This is a genomic window from Tissierella pigra, from assembly GCF_009695605.1.
Lineage (GTDB): Bacteria > Bacillota > Clostridia > Tissierellales > Tissierellaceae > Tissierella > Tissierella pigra.
The window spans coordinates 24,684-39,558 of the sequence record NZ_VUNQ01000001.1 but is presented as its reverse complement, the minus strand read 5'-3'; the positions used below and the strand labels follow the sequence as shown (position 1 = coordinate 39,558).

Sequence of the window (14,875 nt, the reverse complement as noted above, 5' to 3'; positions counted from 1 at the left end):
TTTTTTCAGCCTTAGAGCTTTTTTAATTTTATTATTCTTCTTCAAAATCTTCTTCACAATGACAACAACAGTCATCATCGTCACAAAAATCATCAAAGTCAAATTCTTCATCGTCATAATAATAGTCATCATCTTCATCATCTTCTCCATAGATATCATCTTCAACATCTGCTAAGTCTTCATCTATGAATGTTACATATTCTTCTAAATCTTCTTGGTTTTCGATTGTTTCATCTAGTACGTCTGCAAACTCTTCTAGTATATCTACTATATGAAGAAGTAGTTTTCCTTCTTTAGAGCTTTCATCAATACCTAAACCATCAGCTAAACCTCTTAAGTAAGATACTTTTTGAATTAAATAATCCATTTTTATCCCTCCATAATTTATATTTTAAAACATTATTACCTATTTTCTTGATAAATAATCACCAGTTCTTGTATCTATCTTTAGTATATCACCAACATTGACAAATAAAGGCACTTGAATAATTGCCCCAGTCTCAACTGTAGCTGGTTTAGTTGCACCTGAAGCAGTATCACCTTTTACTCCTGGTTCAGTAGCAGTTACTTCTAGTTCAACAAAGTTTGGCGGTAATACTTCAAAAGCTTTACCATGGAAAAATCTAATTGTAGCATTGTCATTTTCTTTTAAATATACTATTGCATCCTCTACAGCTTCCTTATCTAATGGAAGTTGTTCATAGGTGTCAGTATCCATAAAGTAAAATAATTCACCATCATTATATAAGTATTGCATTTCCTTAGTTTCAATTTGAGCCTTAGGGAACTTTTCAGTTGGGTTAAATGTAACTTCTTTAGTTCCACCAGACATTACAGATTTAATCTTTGTTCTAACAAAAGCTGCTCCTTTTCCAGGTTTAACGTGTTGAAAATCAATTACTTGAAAAACATCTCCATCCATTTCAAATGTGATGCCTTTTCTAAAATCACCTGCTGATATCATATTCTTACCCTCCTATAATCTACTTACTCAATAATTTTTAAAGCATCTATAGCTACTAAATAACCGTTATATCCTAAACCTGAAATTTGTCCTGTACATACAGGTACAATAACAGATTCTTTTCTAAAATTTTCCCTTTTATAAATATTAGATAGATGGACTTCTATAACGGGTACATCTAAGATTTCTATGGCATCTCTAATAGCTATACTATAATGTGTAAAGGCAGCTGGATTAATAATAAGTCCTTTATAGTCCTTACTTACAATATCCTGAATTTTATCTACAATCTGTCCTTCATGGTTCGATTGAAATATTTCAACTTCCATATCTAACTGGGAAGCTCTAGATTTAATGAGATTATTAATTTCTTCCAAAGTTTTTTCCCCATATATAGAACTGTCTCTTTTCCCTAAAAGATTCAAATTTGGACCATGAATAATAAGTACTTTCATGAGAATTCTCCTCTACTTTCAATCTTATTATATCAGCCTCTATTATTTACCTCAAGAATTAATTTTAACACATTTCTCCAATATTTCATAGACAATTAAATCTATTGACTTATTATCTACAAAAATTGTGAAATCTGCAAGAAATTTATATGTTTTTTTTCTGTTGTTATATAATGTATTTATTCTTTCATAAAGATTTTCTTGATTATTTAACAATGGCCTAACAGTAGTGGAGTTTTTAATATTATTTACTATATTATCTATTGAAGATTCCAAAAGTATTGCTATTCCTTTTTCTTTTAATTTAATAAATTTATCACTTAGTATCATACCACCACCTGTAGATATTATTATATTTTCTTTTTCATATAATTTATCTATGGCACAAGATTCTAATCTTCTAAAATATGCTTCTCCATATAAAGAAAAAATATCTTCTATTTTATTTTTTTCCATTTGCTCAATAAAAATATCAGTATCTAAGAACTCCATTCCCAATTTTGAAGATAAGTTCTTTCCAACAGTTGTCTTTCCCGTACCACTCATACCAATTAATATAATATTTTTCAAAGTTATCACCTTATTTATGTCTAGGATTTTTACCTACAATCCCAATAGCTTTTGTTATGGCTGTTAATATATCTGTGTTAAATTGAGTATTAAAATTATTTGCTTTAGCATATACATATCCCGTATCTGTAACAACATATTTTGGACTTAGGTTATTTAACGCAATGGCAGCCATATCCAATTTGCATTTATCACAATAACATATATCAGGTATATCATTTTTCATACTTTCTATAACCTTAATTACTTCATCTTCCATTAAATTATAAAGTTCCATTTTTATTATTACCCCCTTAGCTAATTACTCTTTATTATAGTCATATTTAAGTCTAAAAATCTAGGTATATAAGTACCATATTTATAAATATTCTCCCTATTATAAACTATATCGGCTTTTTCTATAAAATTATAATTAACCAAGTTATCAGTTATCATTATTCCCTTTATTTTAGGTTTTATAATGGGATCTATGTTTATTTCTCCATTTTTTATTATAATTATTCCTTTAAACTCAAAATCACTAGATATAAGTATATTTCCTTCAACATATATAACTCCTGAAAGATTTATAGTATCTTTATTTTCATCACTATTTTGAATAAAAAAATTTATAGGATCTTCCCCTGTATGTTTTAATATAATTATTACATTTTTATTCGTAAATCTTTCAATATATGGCTCTGTCATATTCTTTCTGAAAGAGGATATTTGAAAATTATTGCCACTCTTTTCCAAAACAATATCACTAAAAATTGATGAATTCATTTGGTACAGTGTATTTGGAATATCTCCATTACTTATAACAATATTTTTTTCTATATTTAGCAATAAATCCTCTAACTGCTTTTCATAAATATCATCTATTAATTTTCTATCTAAAACAGGTATCTCTAAATCAAATAGATGATTTACCATATTTAAGTACGAAGTTACAGTGACTTTAAGTCCATTAAAATCACTTTCTGCAATGAGTTTAAGTTGTTTTTTATTATCCTTGTCTACTATACGTACTTTGACAATGTCTTTAGTATCTCCAAGAATCAAATCTTCTTTGGAGATTTTAATATGAGTTGGATATTTTACAATAGGAAAACTTCTAAAGTATTCATTTATCATGGGTAATAACTGATTTTTATAATATCTATTTTCATTAAGGACCATAAGTATTTTTCCTTCTGCCAGATAATAGGATTGAATATTATTTTTAGTTGAATTTAGAATAAGATGTTCGTATCTTGTAGTACTTTCAAAGTATAATATCACTGTCATAAGTACAGACATTACAATTAAAGCAATAACAGATATAAAACCCCTTCTATTTTTCATATATCCTCCTACTATTAATATTCTATAGGACATCTAATATAAATATCAGATTTTAGCCTTAGTCTTTCTCCACTATTATGCTTGAAATCCAACTCTAAGTAAATTATAGAATTTTCTATATCAATTTTAGTATTATTTATACAGTCTGCAAACTCACAAAGTTCATTACTTCCGTAATTGAAACTTGCCGTAGGATACTTTTCATTTACTAAATTATAGGCTATCCTGATTATACTACTATTTTTTTTGTAGTATAATATATATGTATACTTATCAGAAATACTCTCCTCATTGATTTTTAAAATAACAAATCCTATATTATTAGGGAATTTTTTGTCTAGTCCTTCTATTTTATCAACGGAAACAATTTTATCTGCAGACTTTATATCATTTTTAATATATTCAATAGCATATCTGCCATTCATCATTACTTGATCTTTTTCATCACCTTTTGCACAGGATTTAATAGAAAAACCTAGAATACTAAAAATAGGAATTATAATTATAGACGAAATAAATAAAACTAAAATTACTTCTATTAAAGTAAATCCATCACTTTTTCGGTATATATCCCTTAAATTCAACATAATCTAAAATCTCTCCCTCTTTATTATGATATACATAAACCGATAAAAGCCATAAATTATTGAATTTTTCATCTTTAATTATCTTTAAAGAATATCTTTCACTACTTTTATCTTCTGGTAAAATTATTTCTACGATTTTGTCTTTTTTAAATTCTTCTATTAAATCCTCCACATTTACATCATATATAGTTATAGATTCAGAACATTCCTCTTTAAAGGCTTTTATCCTTTCCACAACCATTTCTCCCAAATGGATCATTTCTATTCTCATTTTTTGATTATTTAATCTAAGAAAAGAAGTACTCATTATAGGCAAAATAGTTGCAAAAATTAAACCCAATAAAAACAATCCCATTATGACTTCTACTAAGGTAAAACCCTTTCTTTTCATAATGCTTCTCCTTTTATTTACTATTAATATAAAGATTTACTTTTCCAGTAGCTACATTAATGGTAATATCAATTTTTTGTTTTTTTCTATTTAAAAGCGAGATAGTTCCAGCTTTGCTTGGAGCTCCAGTGGGTGTGAAATAAATAGAAGTACCAAAGTTACTTGACTTTAATACTATGCCCTTGGAAAATTCAATATTTTTTATGGTTTTATTTTCTTGTTTTATTATGTAACTATTCTTTTCAATATTTAGGAGTAAAGTGTAGTTACAATTCTCTACAATTGCACTATTCCTAGCATATATAATATCCCTTTTAAACTCCATAAGTTCTTTTTTCTCATTTGTATTAAATATAATCCTTATGCTAGGTATTCCTATGGATAAAACAACGGCAAATATAGCTAGTACAACTAGTAATTCCACTAGAGTATATCCATATTTGCTACTATATTCTTTATTATTAATATTGCCACTCATTTAATTGATACAGCAAGAATGTGAATTCTGCTCTAGTTATTTTATTATTCATACTATCTTTACTCCTTGAGCGAACCTTTTTCTCATATATCATTTTATTAGCAAAATAATCCCATTTGAAATCTTTATTTTTTAATACCCTCGACATTATAATCTCAACCTCTTTATAAGTAATTGAATCATGTGGCTTAAAAGTATTATCAATATATCCATTTACTATTTTATAGTAAGTTGCATAGGATATAGCCTTTTCTGCATAGCCAAATTCTTTATAGTCCTTAAACTTAATAATATTTGTAGAGTCATATGGGGGATACCAATCATATAATCTACTTAGCATCGTCACAAACTCTCCTCTTGAAATTTCCTTATCTGGCTTAAAAGATTTATCAGGGTATCCATATATGATTTCTCTCTTAACATAAGTATTGATTTCATCTCTAGCCCAATGTCCTCTAGATTCATGAAATATTGGCAGTTCATTATCAACTCTTACAGAATAAATATTTCCAGTTAAGTCTATATTATTTAAGTTTATATCTGCAACTAAGTAATCTCCTTCTTGTTTTGATGGTATGTAAATCCATTTATTATAATGATATTTGTATATACCATATTTAATATCATTACCATAGGACTTAAATTTAATGGTAATCCTTTTATTTCTATCAAATGTGTTTGCTAGATTCATAACCTTTAATCCATAGACTCCTGAAGCTTGTGTATGTCTTGTAGAATTAGGATTTACATAGGTGATCGGTATACTATCTATGGTTACAATAGCATCATTATAATAAGTTCCAGCCTCAATATCTACTAAAAATTTATCATCATCTGGTATACCAATATTATCCTTGCCATCAATTGAAATCTTTTCAGTATGGGTTTTCACTCTATTTCTATCCTGTTGAAGTTTCTTGTACGTCTCATTATAAGATTTCATAAATTCATTCCAATATCCAATTATAAAAGCCAATCTATAATTTTCAGATTGAAACTGAAGTCCATATTCATTTATAATAATTTCATCATTTACCTTATGACTACTCCATAAATTGGTCTTATCCATGGTAATATCCATAATTGCTGCATATTCGCCCTTCATTTTACCTATGGTTCTTCCGCCTTCTTCACCATTTAAATCAGGTGTTTCTGTAGTTTCTCTATTGGCTTTTCTATAGGCATCGTTATAATAAAGTATATATCCACCTTCAGTTTTACCTCCAGATGTACTTCTACCAAATTCAAATCCTGCTAAAAAAGCATCTCTATATTCACCGGATTCTTTATTTAGATTAAACATAGTAATTATTTCTTTATTGGAAGGCATATTTCTTTTATAATCATTCCTAAGACCTAGTAAATAATCTTTTCTAGCATTTAAATCAGCTAAATTTCTAGCATATTCATCTCCATCTTTTAGCCCCTCCTCATATGAATAATCTCTTTCTCCCAATTTAGCCACTTGGAATGCAGCTTCAAAGGATATTCTATAAGATTTTTTAAAGTCATCTATAAAACAATTTCTATGTTCTCTAGATTCCCTATTAAGCTCAAACATATTAATTAATTCCCTATCACTAGGAATATATCTTTCCCAATTATTCCTGCTTCCTGATTTGTATGCAATATACCCATCTATTCTACCCATTATAGTACCAAAGTCTTCCGAACCATAAATTATTGTAGTTCCATCATCATTTGATTTTATGTTTTCTTTATAACCTTTCTCATGTCCTTCTAAATAGCCATTTATGAAACTATCTATAAATTCTTCTTCCTTACCTTTTAAATAATCATTATTTTCTACCTTTACATCATATCTAGTAGGTTTAATCTCATTATAGAAAGGAAATTTATTATCTATATTATTTTTTAGTGCTTGGTTTTTGCCAATTTTCTCTCCTATTTTAAAACCTTCTTCAAATGCTTTTTTAATATCTTCAGAATTAGTATCCGCAAATACATTTATAGAACTAAATAATATGACAAATACTAATGTATAGATTATTAGACTATATTTTCTCATGGTTTCACCTTCTTATCTCTTTTTTAGTACCAGAACTTTTCCAGTGGGTAATGTATCAGTTGATTTTAATTCATTTAATTTTAATATTTCACTTTTATAGTTACTAGTTCCATAATATAATTGGCTTATTTTCTCTGGAGTATCTCCTTCTTTTACCACATGGAATATATAATCACCAACACTTACATCTTTGCCATTTTCATCAAGATTTCTTTCATATACAGCCTGTAACTTATCTATTAAAATCACGCCATAATCTTCCCTATTTTTAGGTATTTCCAGATATAGACTTTCTAATTTTAATGGATATAAACTTAAATCTTCTGGTGGATTAGTTTCTATATACTTCCATCCAGTCCAACTGATTCCTTCAGTAATAGAAACTAATATCTCCTCTCCCATTTGTCCTCTAAAAGCTAACCCAACAGTGGCAGGAGAATAATCATAAGAATAAACCCATAACCCTATGGTCTGTGGTGGATATTTAATATTTATATTATTTCTAGTAAGATCTATATATCCACGATTTTCTTCTTCTACTGCCACAATATTATATTCAAATCTTAGGGAATATTTTTTAGACTTTGATTTTGTAGATTGTTCTACATTTCCTTTAACCAACTCTTGAGAAGGTAAGAAAAACATATTTCTATTTTCAAAATCCAATAGAGTTTCTTCAATATAATGATTGACTTCTTTTATTTCTACTATCTCCTCTAATGGAGTATCAACTTCTATAATACTATCAGTATAATCTTTGTAAGGTGAAAAAGGAGTAATCTTTTGTTCCAATTTTTCAGTATCTATATATACCACATCATTATCTGTATTAGTTATTCCATCTAAACTATATACCTTTAAAGACATATTTCCGTTTAGTTTGCCCTCATTATCTCTATCCATAGTTACACTGTCTAATAATATTTTTCTAGGGCTGGTTTTCAATGCTCTTATAACATCTACAATTCCATCATAAGTACCTTTATATGGAATAGATATATCCATATTTTTCACTTGAAATTCTCCAATATCTTCATAATTTGGTCTATTGAAATTCATATCTACAACAGATACAGTTTCTTTCTCCACTAAATCATTTAATAAGTAAATTATCTGAGCTTGGTCTAATTTTGGAAAGTATTTAGATATAATATTTTCTTTTTCTTTATGTAAAATATCCCAATTATTGTTAATAGTCTCTTCATTTCTTAGAATAGTGTTTATTTCATCAATTTTTTCTTCATATCTTATTCTTTGTGCATTAAGGCTTGATAACTTATGGTCCAGTGGTGTAATAACAAATCTGTAACTTCCCCAAACTACTAAAATAGTGACTAAAATACTTAAAAGAAATTTTTCATTCTTAGTTAGTTCTCTAGTTTTCAGTTTCTTCTTCCCCAATTTCTCCATTATCAACACTCCCTAATGTAATGTTCAGACTAAAATTATAATAATCATTTTGCAATGAAATATTAGATACAAATATCTCTTCATAATCATCTAGAGATTCCAATCCTTTTTGAAACTCTGCTATAGACCATTTATCTCTGGATATACCAACTATATAAATTTCTCCATTTTGAATACTAAGGGAAGTAAGAAACAAATCCTCTGGTATATTATCATTGATCTTATTTAAAAGGACTTCATCAATTTTATCTCTTTCTTGAATGATTTTATCTAATACTTTAATTTTATCAACTGACATTTTAAATTCATTTACTTCTATTTCTTTTTCCTTGATTTCCTCTACTTTTTTTAAAATATTAGGGTCTTCTACAGTAAGTTTAAGAGTATTTACTATTTTAGTTTCTTTGCTAATCATTATTGAATAATAAACTGTATATACTATTAAAGAAAAGAAAAAAAGGCTTAATAAAGAAAAATATATTAGCTTTTTATCTAGTTTGAATTCTCTTTTTTCTATATAACTTTCAAAAAAGTTTAAGTCTCTCATCTTACACCTCATCAATCCTAATTAATCCACCAATGGCATTGGCATATTTAGATAAATTTTCACTCCAATTAATCTTATCTAAAGTGGATAACTGCATAGTTGGAATATTAAAGTAGGTGGAAAACAAATTGTCTATCTCCTTAATGTTTGAAAATCCCCCTTGAAGTAAAATATAATTTATCATATTTCCTGTTTCTCTAGTATTATAATATCTAAATACTACTTCTATTTTTTCACAAAGGTCAATCAAGCTTGTCCTTACAATGTTTGATAATCTATAATTATCTGAAAACTCATCTTGAAAATTATTTAAACTTTTTATCTCAACTAATTTCTCTTCTACATCTTCTATGGAGTAATCAAAAAATGAAAATATATTGTCATACATTGCTTTACCTCCAGTATCAATAACCCTAGTTACTTCTATTTTCCCATTTTTTATTATGGTAAGTTTAGAGTTACTATATCCTATATCTACTGAAGCTATTACTAAATCCCTAGTGTTATAGTCACTATTTACTAAGTCATTATAGTTTAATAATTTTGCTATGGCATTACCTTGATAGTCTAGAATTTCTGGCTTAAGACCAGAATCTTTCAATAGCTCTAAATGACTTAGAACAATATTGTTTGGTATAGCTAGTAAAAGAATCTTTATCTTTTCCATATCTCCTTCATGTATATTTCCTAGATTTAAATATTTAACCACATAATCATCTATATTAATCGGAAGATAATCAGCTACCTGATAACTAACAACAGATTTAAGCTCCTTAAGAGAAACCTTTGGGATGATTATTTCCCTAGTAATTACTTTCGAACTATTGATAATACCATATGTAATAGTAGTAGATATTTTATTTTCCTTTAATTTATTTTTTATGCTTGTGGCCAATACATCTTTATTTAATATTTCTCCATTTAGATAAAAATGAGGTTCTACTGATATTGTGAAAGCTTTTAATATTTGTACGTTATCTTTTGTATATTTCCCTTCTATAACTTTGATTTCTTTAGAACCAAAGTCCATAGATAGAGTTTTTCTACTTATTGATGGTAACTTCAATGGCATTACCTCCTTAGTTCCTTAATGGAAAGATTTTTAATTGTATTTTGAGTAGTAAATTTTATTTTGAATATTATTTTCTTTATAATTTAATATATTCTCTAAGAGAATATTGAAATTCACACTATATATTTCATTAACTTTATTTCCTTCTTCCACTACCTTAATAGTTATATTTATTATACCATTTCCATTTGTGTCTTGGGAATTAAATTCTATACTTTCTAAAAAATCTGTAAATAAGGTTTTTCTTTTTTCTACATCTTCTGTTCCAATACTATCATAAGTCTTTTTTATTAAATTTTCATTATCTACTTCCAATGAAAAATGTTCTTCTTTTATTGTTCCTTCATTAAACCTTATATCCTTTGCAGTTCTAAGCTCATTTATAAGTAATTCTGATACTGTCCTTGCATTTTGCTGTGCAAATCCCTTGTTTTTTCCAAAGTTAAATGATTTATTTCCCACAAAAAATAGGGAATAAATCATCTGTAAAGCAATACCCATAATCGCTATTGTGACAATTAATTCTATTAACGTAAGTCCTTTATTGTCAAATTTAATATTTTTCATTATAACACCTCTATTTTGTCGACTTAGGTTTATTTGGAACAAAGGTCGTTATTTTAATGTCCGAATCTTTAATTTCTATTATCTTGCCATCTACCTCTCTATCTTTAATAATACCATCTATAGTAACTTTAACTTTATCTGTATTTGTTGTTTTTTCTTTATTATTTATTATTTCTTCATCTACTTCTTCCTTAATTCTTAAAACCCTTTCTGTTTTATTCCCCGATTCAGATATATTTGTAATACTAATATTGAACATAGTTAATACAGCAATAGCCATTATTGAAGTTATGGCTATTGTGATTACTATTTCTATTAATGTTAGTCCTTTGTTATTTTTCATATAATCGCCTTTATTTGTAGTGGCTTGGTTTAAAAAGTATTTTTTCAGTAGATTCTCCTCCTATTATTGAATTATCTACATAATTTGGATCATATACTACTTTCCCCCCACCAGATATATTTACAGTCTTTCCAATAACAGCACCATATGCCTTTCCGCTACCAGTAAAGTTAATATCAGTCTTAGGAGCGTATATTAATCCCTTAGTTATGTCAGAATTACCAGATAAAAAAATATTACCTCCATTAGAATATACATTTCCAACTATACTTCCACTGCCACCTAATTCCAACTCGGAATTATTAATATATAAATTAGCGAAAAGCTTCTGATTCCCACTAATTATCAATCTAGAGGCTCCATAATAAAACACATTTGTATTTTTCTGATTACCTTCATAGTTGATGGTGGAACCTGAACCTATAACCATATTTTCAACATATATCGTTAATTTATTATTTCCTAATAAAATTATATGACCATTATTTAAATTAAACTGTTTAATTTTTAATATTATATCTTCTTTTGTGTTATCAATATATATTTTTGTATTTGCATTTACTTCAAACTTATTATAATCTTTACTTGTAGATATTGTGGTTTGATTGCTTCCACCCTGAATAAGATCAATATTTGAATTATTTATTGGAAAACTCGGAAACTTAATTGATTCATAATGTATTTCCTTCCCACTTTTAATGTAATGGGTTTTAACCCAAGACTTTTCCCACCAATCGGGGGCTGAAAGATTACCTTTCTCTGTAAGATAAATATCCCCATTTAAATTTGGATTCCCATTTGCTACAATCACAGAATGATTTGTACCAATATTACCCTCTATAGTTCCATTGCCTAGTTTTATATCGCCAGATGAAAAAATTGCATAATCTATCTTAGTCTTACCTTTTCGAAGTTCTTCTTTCATTATTTTACTTAAAATATTTTTTACTCCTTTAACCTCTCCTATGGATTTTATAGTCAGAACATTATCTTCTTTAATTAATTCTTCTTTAGCCTTACCTTCTCCGATTAATATTTCTTCAACATCTACCTTATTATTATCTTCAAGCTTTTCATTTAATTTCTCAAGTTCTTCCTCATCCATCTCCAATATTGCAGCCTCAACGGCTTCTGCTCCGGCCCTAGCTATGTAATATGCTTGAGTTTTATACTGGTGATATAATGACATTTTGTTTTCATTTACCATAAGATTTAAAATAGATATACCAAATATCATCAATACTGTAAATACAATTAATGTCATTACTATAGTTGAACCTTTTCTATTTCTCAAAATAATCTTACCTCCTAGGTTTGATTATAAATATAATTATTGCTCTTTTGGATTAATTAGAAAAATAAATTCCAATACCAACCTATCAACCCTTCTCCCCAAAATACTGTTATAAAAAATCCCAATATAATAAAAGGTCCAAAAGGAATAGGGTCCTTTCTTCCCTTAATTTTAGTAATTAATAAAAGAACTGATATAATTGCTCCTAATATAAAGGATAGAAATATAGTTAGAAATATTTTCTTGGTTCCTAAGATAAAACCTAGTGAACCAATTAAAGTAAGATCTCCTCCACCCATTCCACCCTGTGAAACTAAAATAATTATGCTAAATAGTAAAGAAGATAAAACTAGGCCTCCTATACTATTTAAAAACTGTGGTGATTTATTATATAATATGTATGAAAATATTTTATAGACAATAGTAATTACTAAGATCAATATTACTAAAATATCTGGAATAATCATTTCCTTTAAGTCTATTAAGGTAATTATAATAAGTATAGAAAAAATAACTGCATAAAAGAAAAATTCTAATGTTAAACCATACTTTGTATAGATAAATAAATATGTAATAGTATTTAATAGTTCAACTATAGGATACTGAAAGGAGATTTCCTCCCTGCAGTATCCACATTTCCCCCTTTGAACTATAAAACTAAATATTGGTATTAAATTGTACCATTTCAAGTTTGTATTGCAATTAGGACAATGAGATGCTGGATAAGCAATATTCTCCTCTCTTGGTATCCTGTATATACACACATTTAGAAATGAACCTATTAATAATCCATATAGGAAAATTAGTATAACCATTTTTATTGCTCCTTTTGTTGATATATTACTTCAACTTATATAAATCTCAAGGTATATTATATACCTTTATTAGTCACCTGAATTGGTTTCTTCTTTTGGTGTAATTTCCTTTGGTTCAATAATTATATTTCCTTTTTCATCTATTGTAATTGTATATTTTTCATCTATAGGCTTATCTTCATCATTTTTTAATCCACTTGGAACTTTTGGAAATTTTTCTCCATCAAGATAGTCTTTTAAGTCTTCCTCTGTTAATTCTGTCTTCTCTGTATTAGGATAATCTGCTAAATACATAGCTGCTGTACTTTTTAATATCCTAATATTAGTATTATGAGCAGCTATCTTGGCAGTATTTTTTGATGATCCTAATTTTGGTACAGCAATTCCTGCTAAAATCCCCAATATCGCAATAACCACTACTAATTCCACTAAAGTAAAACCTTTTCTTTTCTTCATTTTCCTACTTAACCATTGCAACATTTTCTTTTCCCCCTTAATTTTAAATTTTAGTATTTTATATGATCCCTTCCTTTTTTAAATCACCACCTTTGACACAACTAATAATTATAATGAACTTTTTATACAAAAAAACTGCATAAATAATATTACTATTAATTTATGCAGCCGAACGATCATTATTATCTCTTGATAACTTTAGACTCAGGCTTTGCGTCACTAGGTTTCCCTAGCTTTGCCCTGGAAATACAGAGATTTCGCTAATTTCATTTAATTTTTTTATTGTTTTCTCTTATAATGTCATTCTATGGTGAAATATAAGATTCTTCTATTACTTTATAAGTACATCATACCCCTAATTTAGAATCAAATGGTATTTACCATGTCAAACATTGGCATCGTCATAGCTATTACTATAAAACCTATTATTATAGCCATGATTACTAACATCATGGGTTCCATTAAGGTCGTCATCCTTTGTAAGGCTACTTCTACTTCATCATCATAGAAATCTGCTGTCTTATATAAGATATCATCTAAGGCTCCAGATTCCTCACCTACTTTTATCATGGAATCTACCATTGGTGGAAATAGTTTCATTTCATTTACTGCTCTTGACAAAGTTACTCCTTTTCTTATATCTTCTATGGATTTTTCCAATTTATTTTCTACTACTTTATTCCCCACTACTCTACCTACTACTTCTATGGACTCCAATAGTGGTATACCACTGGACATAAGAGTTGACAATGTTCTTGTAAATCTAGATGTTATTATTTTTACATTAGTATCCTTTACTATTGGTATCTTTAGCTTTATATTATCTAATGTTGTTTTTCCAGATGGAGTTTCTTTATATAACATAAATCCAGTTATAGATAAAATTACTACTCCTAAGAACAAATACCAAAACTCCGTAAGCCAATTACTTATATTCAATAGTATCTGTGTAGGTACTGGCAAGACCTCTCCACTACTTTCAAACATTCCTATAAATGTAGGCATTACTGCCACAAGTAAAAATATAACTACTGCTATAGATACTATACTAAGTATTATTGGATATATCATGGCTGATTTAATTTTTTGTTCCAATTTATTTTCCTTTTCAAAATGAACTGCCATTCTTTCCATTATAGTATCTAAATTTCCACTTACTTCTCCTGCTTGAACCATATTTATAAGGAGTGGAGGAAATATTTTTTTATGTTTTCTCATGCTTTCTGATAATGTAAATCCTTTTTGCACATCCTCATAAATTCCACCTAAAGATTTTACTAAGGTTTTATTTTCAGATTGTTTTTCCAATATTTCCAAACATTTTATTATACCTATTCCAGCATCTAACATTGTATAAAACTGCCTGCAAAATACTGCTAAATCTCTCTTTTTTACTTTTTTAGAGAATAAATCTATTTTCCCATCTAATTCTATATCTTTTTCAATAAATATAGGCACATAATTATTACCTTTTATCATAGCCAACACATCAGATTCTTCTTCCCCTTCAAAAAACCCTTCTACGATTTGTCCTGTATCTTGAGATACTGCTTTATATTTATATATCATAG

General features: G+C 27.7%; 19 protein-coding genes and 1 riboswitch. All 19 genes read right to left on the bottom strand.

From position 1 onward, the window contains the following. Nucleotides 1-31: 31 nt before the first annotated feature. The 19 genes from FYJ83_RS00220 to FYJ83_RS00130 all read right to left on the bottom strand — a co-directional run bounded on the left by FYJ83_RS00220 (nucleotide 32) and on the right by FYJ83_RS00130 (nucleotide 14,873). On the bottom strand, nucleotides 32-367 hold the full coding sequence (locus FYJ83_RS00220; protein ID WP_154437918.1) for a CD1247 N-terminal domain-containing protein: 336 nt from the start codon (nucleotides 365-367) through the stop codon (nucleotides 32-34). Between the two features lie 39 nt (nucleotides 368-406). Beyond that, nucleotides 407-964 carry an elongation factor P gene (gene efp / locus FYJ83_RS00215; RefSeq protein WP_154437917.1) on the bottom strand — a complete coding sequence of 186 codons (558 nt, stop codon included), beginning with the start codon at nucleotides 962-964 and terminating at the stop codon, nucleotides 407-409. 23 nt (nucleotides 965-987) lie between these two features. Next, nucleotides 988-1,419 (bottom strand): type II 3-dehydroquinate dehydratase, encoded by a 432-nt coding sequence (aroQ, locus tag FYJ83_RS00210; protein WP_154437915.1) that lies wholly within the window; start codon nucleotides 1,417-1,419, stop codon nucleotides 988-990. A gap of 51 nt (nucleotides 1,420-1,470) precedes the next feature. Next, on the bottom strand, nucleotides 1,471-1,989 hold the full coding sequence (locus tag FYJ83_RS00205; protein ID WP_154437913.1) for a shikimate kinase: 519 nt from the start codon (nucleotides 1,987-1,989) through the stop codon (nucleotides 1,471-1,473). Between the two features lie 10 nt (nucleotides 1,990-1,999). Next, nucleotides 2,000-2,266 carry a late competence development ComFB family protein gene (locus FYJ83_RS00200; RefSeq protein WP_154437911.1) on the bottom strand — a complete coding sequence of 89 codons (267 nt, stop codon included), beginning with the start codon at nucleotides 2,264-2,266 and terminating at the stop codon, nucleotides 2,000-2,002. A 20-nt stretch (nucleotides 2,267-2,286) separates the two neighbouring features. Continuing rightward, nucleotides 2,287-3,315 carry a hypothetical protein gene (locus FYJ83_RS00195; protein WP_154437909.1) on the bottom strand — a complete coding sequence of 343 codons (1,029 nt, stop codon included), beginning with the start codon at nucleotides 3,313-3,315 and terminating at the stop codon, nucleotides 2,287-2,289. 14 nt (nucleotides 3,316-3,329) lie between these two features. Next, complete coding sequence (locus FYJ83_RS00190; protein WP_154437907.1) at nucleotides 3,330-3,902, bottom strand: prepilin-type N-terminal cleavage/methylation domain-containing protein; 573 nt, start codon at nucleotides 3,900-3,902, stop codon at nucleotides 3,330-3,332. Continuing rightward, entirely contained in the window at nucleotides 3,868-4,293 is a 426-nt protein-coding gene (locus FYJ83_RS00185; protein ID WP_154437905.1) for a type IV pilus modification PilV family protein, read from the bottom strand. The genes FYJ83_RS00190 and FYJ83_RS00185 overlap by 35 nt, the downstream gene beginning before the upstream one ends. Before the next feature lie 13 nt (nucleotides 4,294-4,306). Further along, the gene (locus FYJ83_RS00180) at nucleotides 4,307-4,771 is read right to left on the bottom strand and encodes a prepilin-type N-terminal cleavage/methylation domain-containing protein (protein ID WP_154437903.1); all 465 of its coding nucleotides are present in this window, start codon (nucleotides 4,769-4,771) and stop codon (nucleotides 4,307-4,309) included. Then, on the bottom strand, nucleotides 4,755-6,800 hold the full coding sequence (locus tag FYJ83_RS00175; RefSeq protein ID WP_154437901.1) for an S-layer homology domain-containing protein: 2,046 nt from the start codon (nucleotides 6,798-6,800) through the stop codon (nucleotides 4,755-4,757). The genes FYJ83_RS00180 and FYJ83_RS00175 overlap by 17 nt, the downstream gene beginning before the upstream one ends. A 12-nt stretch (nucleotides 6,801-6,812) precedes the next feature. Further along, the gene (locus tag FYJ83_RS00170; protein WP_154437899.1) at nucleotides 6,813-8,210 is read right to left on the bottom strand and encodes a LysM peptidoglycan-binding domain-containing protein; all 1,398 of its coding nucleotides are present in this window, start codon (nucleotides 8,208-8,210) and stop codon (nucleotides 6,813-6,815) included. Beyond that, nucleotides 8,176-8,757 carry a PilN domain-containing protein gene (locus tag FYJ83_RS00165; RefSeq protein WP_195837874.1) on the bottom strand — a complete coding sequence of 194 codons (582 nt, stop codon included), beginning with the start codon at nucleotides 8,755-8,757 and terminating at the stop codon, nucleotides 8,176-8,178. The genes FYJ83_RS00170 and FYJ83_RS00165 overlap by 35 nt, the downstream gene beginning before the upstream one ends. Before the next feature lies 1 nt (nucleotide 8,758). After that, nucleotides 8,759-9,823, bottom strand: a complete 1,065-nt coding sequence (gene pilM / locus FYJ83_RS00160; RefSeq protein WP_195837873.1) for a pilus assembly protein PilM — start codon at nucleotides 9,821-9,823, stop codon at nucleotides 8,759-8,761. A 36-nt stretch (nucleotides 9,824-9,859) separates the two neighbouring features. Then, a complete protein-coding gene (locus FYJ83_RS00155; RefSeq protein WP_154437893.1) occupies nucleotides 9,860-10,396 on the bottom strand; it encodes a PilW family protein in 537 nt (178 codons plus the stop codon). 10 nt (nucleotides 10,397-10,406) lie between these two features. Then, a complete protein-coding gene (locus FYJ83_RS00150; protein WP_154437891.1) occupies nucleotides 10,407-10,739 on the bottom strand; it encodes a PulJ/GspJ family protein in 333 nt (110 codons plus the stop codon). Between the two features lie 10 nt (nucleotides 10,740-10,749). Beyond that, the gene (locus FYJ83_RS00145) at nucleotides 10,750-12,033 is read right to left on the bottom strand and encodes a DUF7305 domain-containing protein (RefSeq protein WP_154437889.1); all 1,284 of its coding nucleotides are present in this window, start codon (nucleotides 12,031-12,033) and stop codon (nucleotides 10,750-10,752) included. Between the two features lie 56 nt (nucleotides 12,034-12,089). Further along, nucleotides 12,090-12,848, bottom strand: a complete 759-nt coding sequence (locus FYJ83_RS00140) for a prepilin peptidase (protein WP_154437887.1) — start codon at nucleotides 12,846-12,848, stop codon at nucleotides 12,090-12,092. Nucleotides 12,849-12,917: 69 nt separating this feature from the next. Then, entirely contained in the window at nucleotides 12,918-13,328 is a 411-nt protein-coding gene (locus tag FYJ83_RS20400) for a type II secretion system protein (RefSeq protein ID WP_154437885.1), read from the bottom strand. 136 nt (nucleotides 13,329-13,464) lie between these two features. Continuing rightward, nucleotides 13,465-13,554, bottom strand: a riboswitch (cyclic di-GMP riboswitch). A 116-nt stretch (nucleotides 13,555-13,670) separates the two neighbouring features. Next, the gene (locus FYJ83_RS00130; RefSeq protein WP_154437883.1) at nucleotides 13,671-14,873 is read right to left on the bottom strand and encodes a type II secretion system F family protein; all 1,203 of its coding nucleotides are present in this window, start codon (nucleotides 14,871-14,873) and stop codon (nucleotides 13,671-13,673) included. Nucleotides 14,874-14,875 lie beyond the last annotated feature (2 nt).

Bases quoted from the DNA above. Each gene is read 5' to 3' on its own strand.
- FYJ83_RS00220 (WP_154437918.1), bottom strand. From the start codon at position 367: ATGGATTATTTAATTCAAAAAGTATCTTACTTAAGAGGTTTAGCTGAT.
- efp (WP_154437917.1), bottom strand. From the start codon at position 964: ATGATATCAGCAGGTGATTTTAGAAAAGGCATCACATTTGAAATGGAT.
- aroQ (WP_154437915.1), bottom strand. From the start codon at position 1,419: ATGAAAGTACTTATTATTCATGGTCCAAATTTGAATCTTTTAGGGAAA.
- FYJ83_RS00200 (WP_154437911.1), bottom strand. From the start codon at position 2,266: ATGGAACTTTATAATTTAATGGAAGATGAAGTAATTAAGGTTATAGAA.
- FYJ83_RS00195 (WP_154437909.1), bottom strand. From the start codon at position 3,315: ATGAAAAATAGAAGGGGTTTTATATCTGTTATTGCTTTAATTGTAATG.
- FYJ83_RS00190 (WP_154437907.1), bottom strand. From the start codon at position 3,902: ATGTTGAATTTAAGGGATATATACCGAAAAAGTGATGGATTTACTTTA.
- FYJ83_RS00185 (WP_154437905.1), bottom strand. From the start codon at position 4,293: ATGAAAAGAAAGGGTTTTACCTTAGTAGAAGTCATAATGGGATTGTTT.
- FYJ83_RS00180 (WP_154437903.1), bottom strand. From the start codon at position 4,771: ATGAGTGGCAATATTAATAATAAAGAATATAGTAGCAAATATGGATAT.
- FYJ83_RS00175 (WP_154437901.1), bottom strand. From the start codon at position 6,800: ATGAGAAAATATAGTCTAATAATCTATACATTAGTATTTGTCATATTA.
- FYJ83_RS00170 (WP_154437899.1), bottom strand. From the start codon at position 8,210: ATGGAGAAATTGGGGAAGAAGAAACTGAAAACTAGAGAACTAACTAAG.
- FYJ83_RS00165 (WP_195837874.1), bottom strand. From the start codon at position 8,757: ATGAGAGACTTAAACTTTTTTGAAAGTTATATAGAAAAAAGAGAATTC.
- FYJ83_RS00155 (WP_154437893.1), bottom strand. From the start codon at position 10,396: ATGAAAAATATTAAATTTGACAATAAAGGACTTACGTTAATAGAATTA.
- FYJ83_RS00150 (WP_154437891.1), bottom strand. From the start codon at position 10,739: ATGAAAAATAACAAAGGACTAACATTAATAGAAATAGTAATCACAATA.
- FYJ83_RS00140 (WP_154437887.1), bottom strand. From the start codon at position 12,848: ATGGTTATACTAATTTTCCTATATGGATTATTAATAGGTTCATTTCTA.
- FYJ83_RS20400 (WP_154437885.1), bottom strand. From the start codon at position 13,328: ATGTTGCAATGGTTAAGTAGGAAAATGAAGAAAAGAAAAGGTTTTACT.
- FYJ83_RS00130 (WP_154437883.1), bottom strand. From the start codon at position 14,873: ATGATATATAAATATAAAGCAGTATCTCAAGATACAGGACAAATCGTA.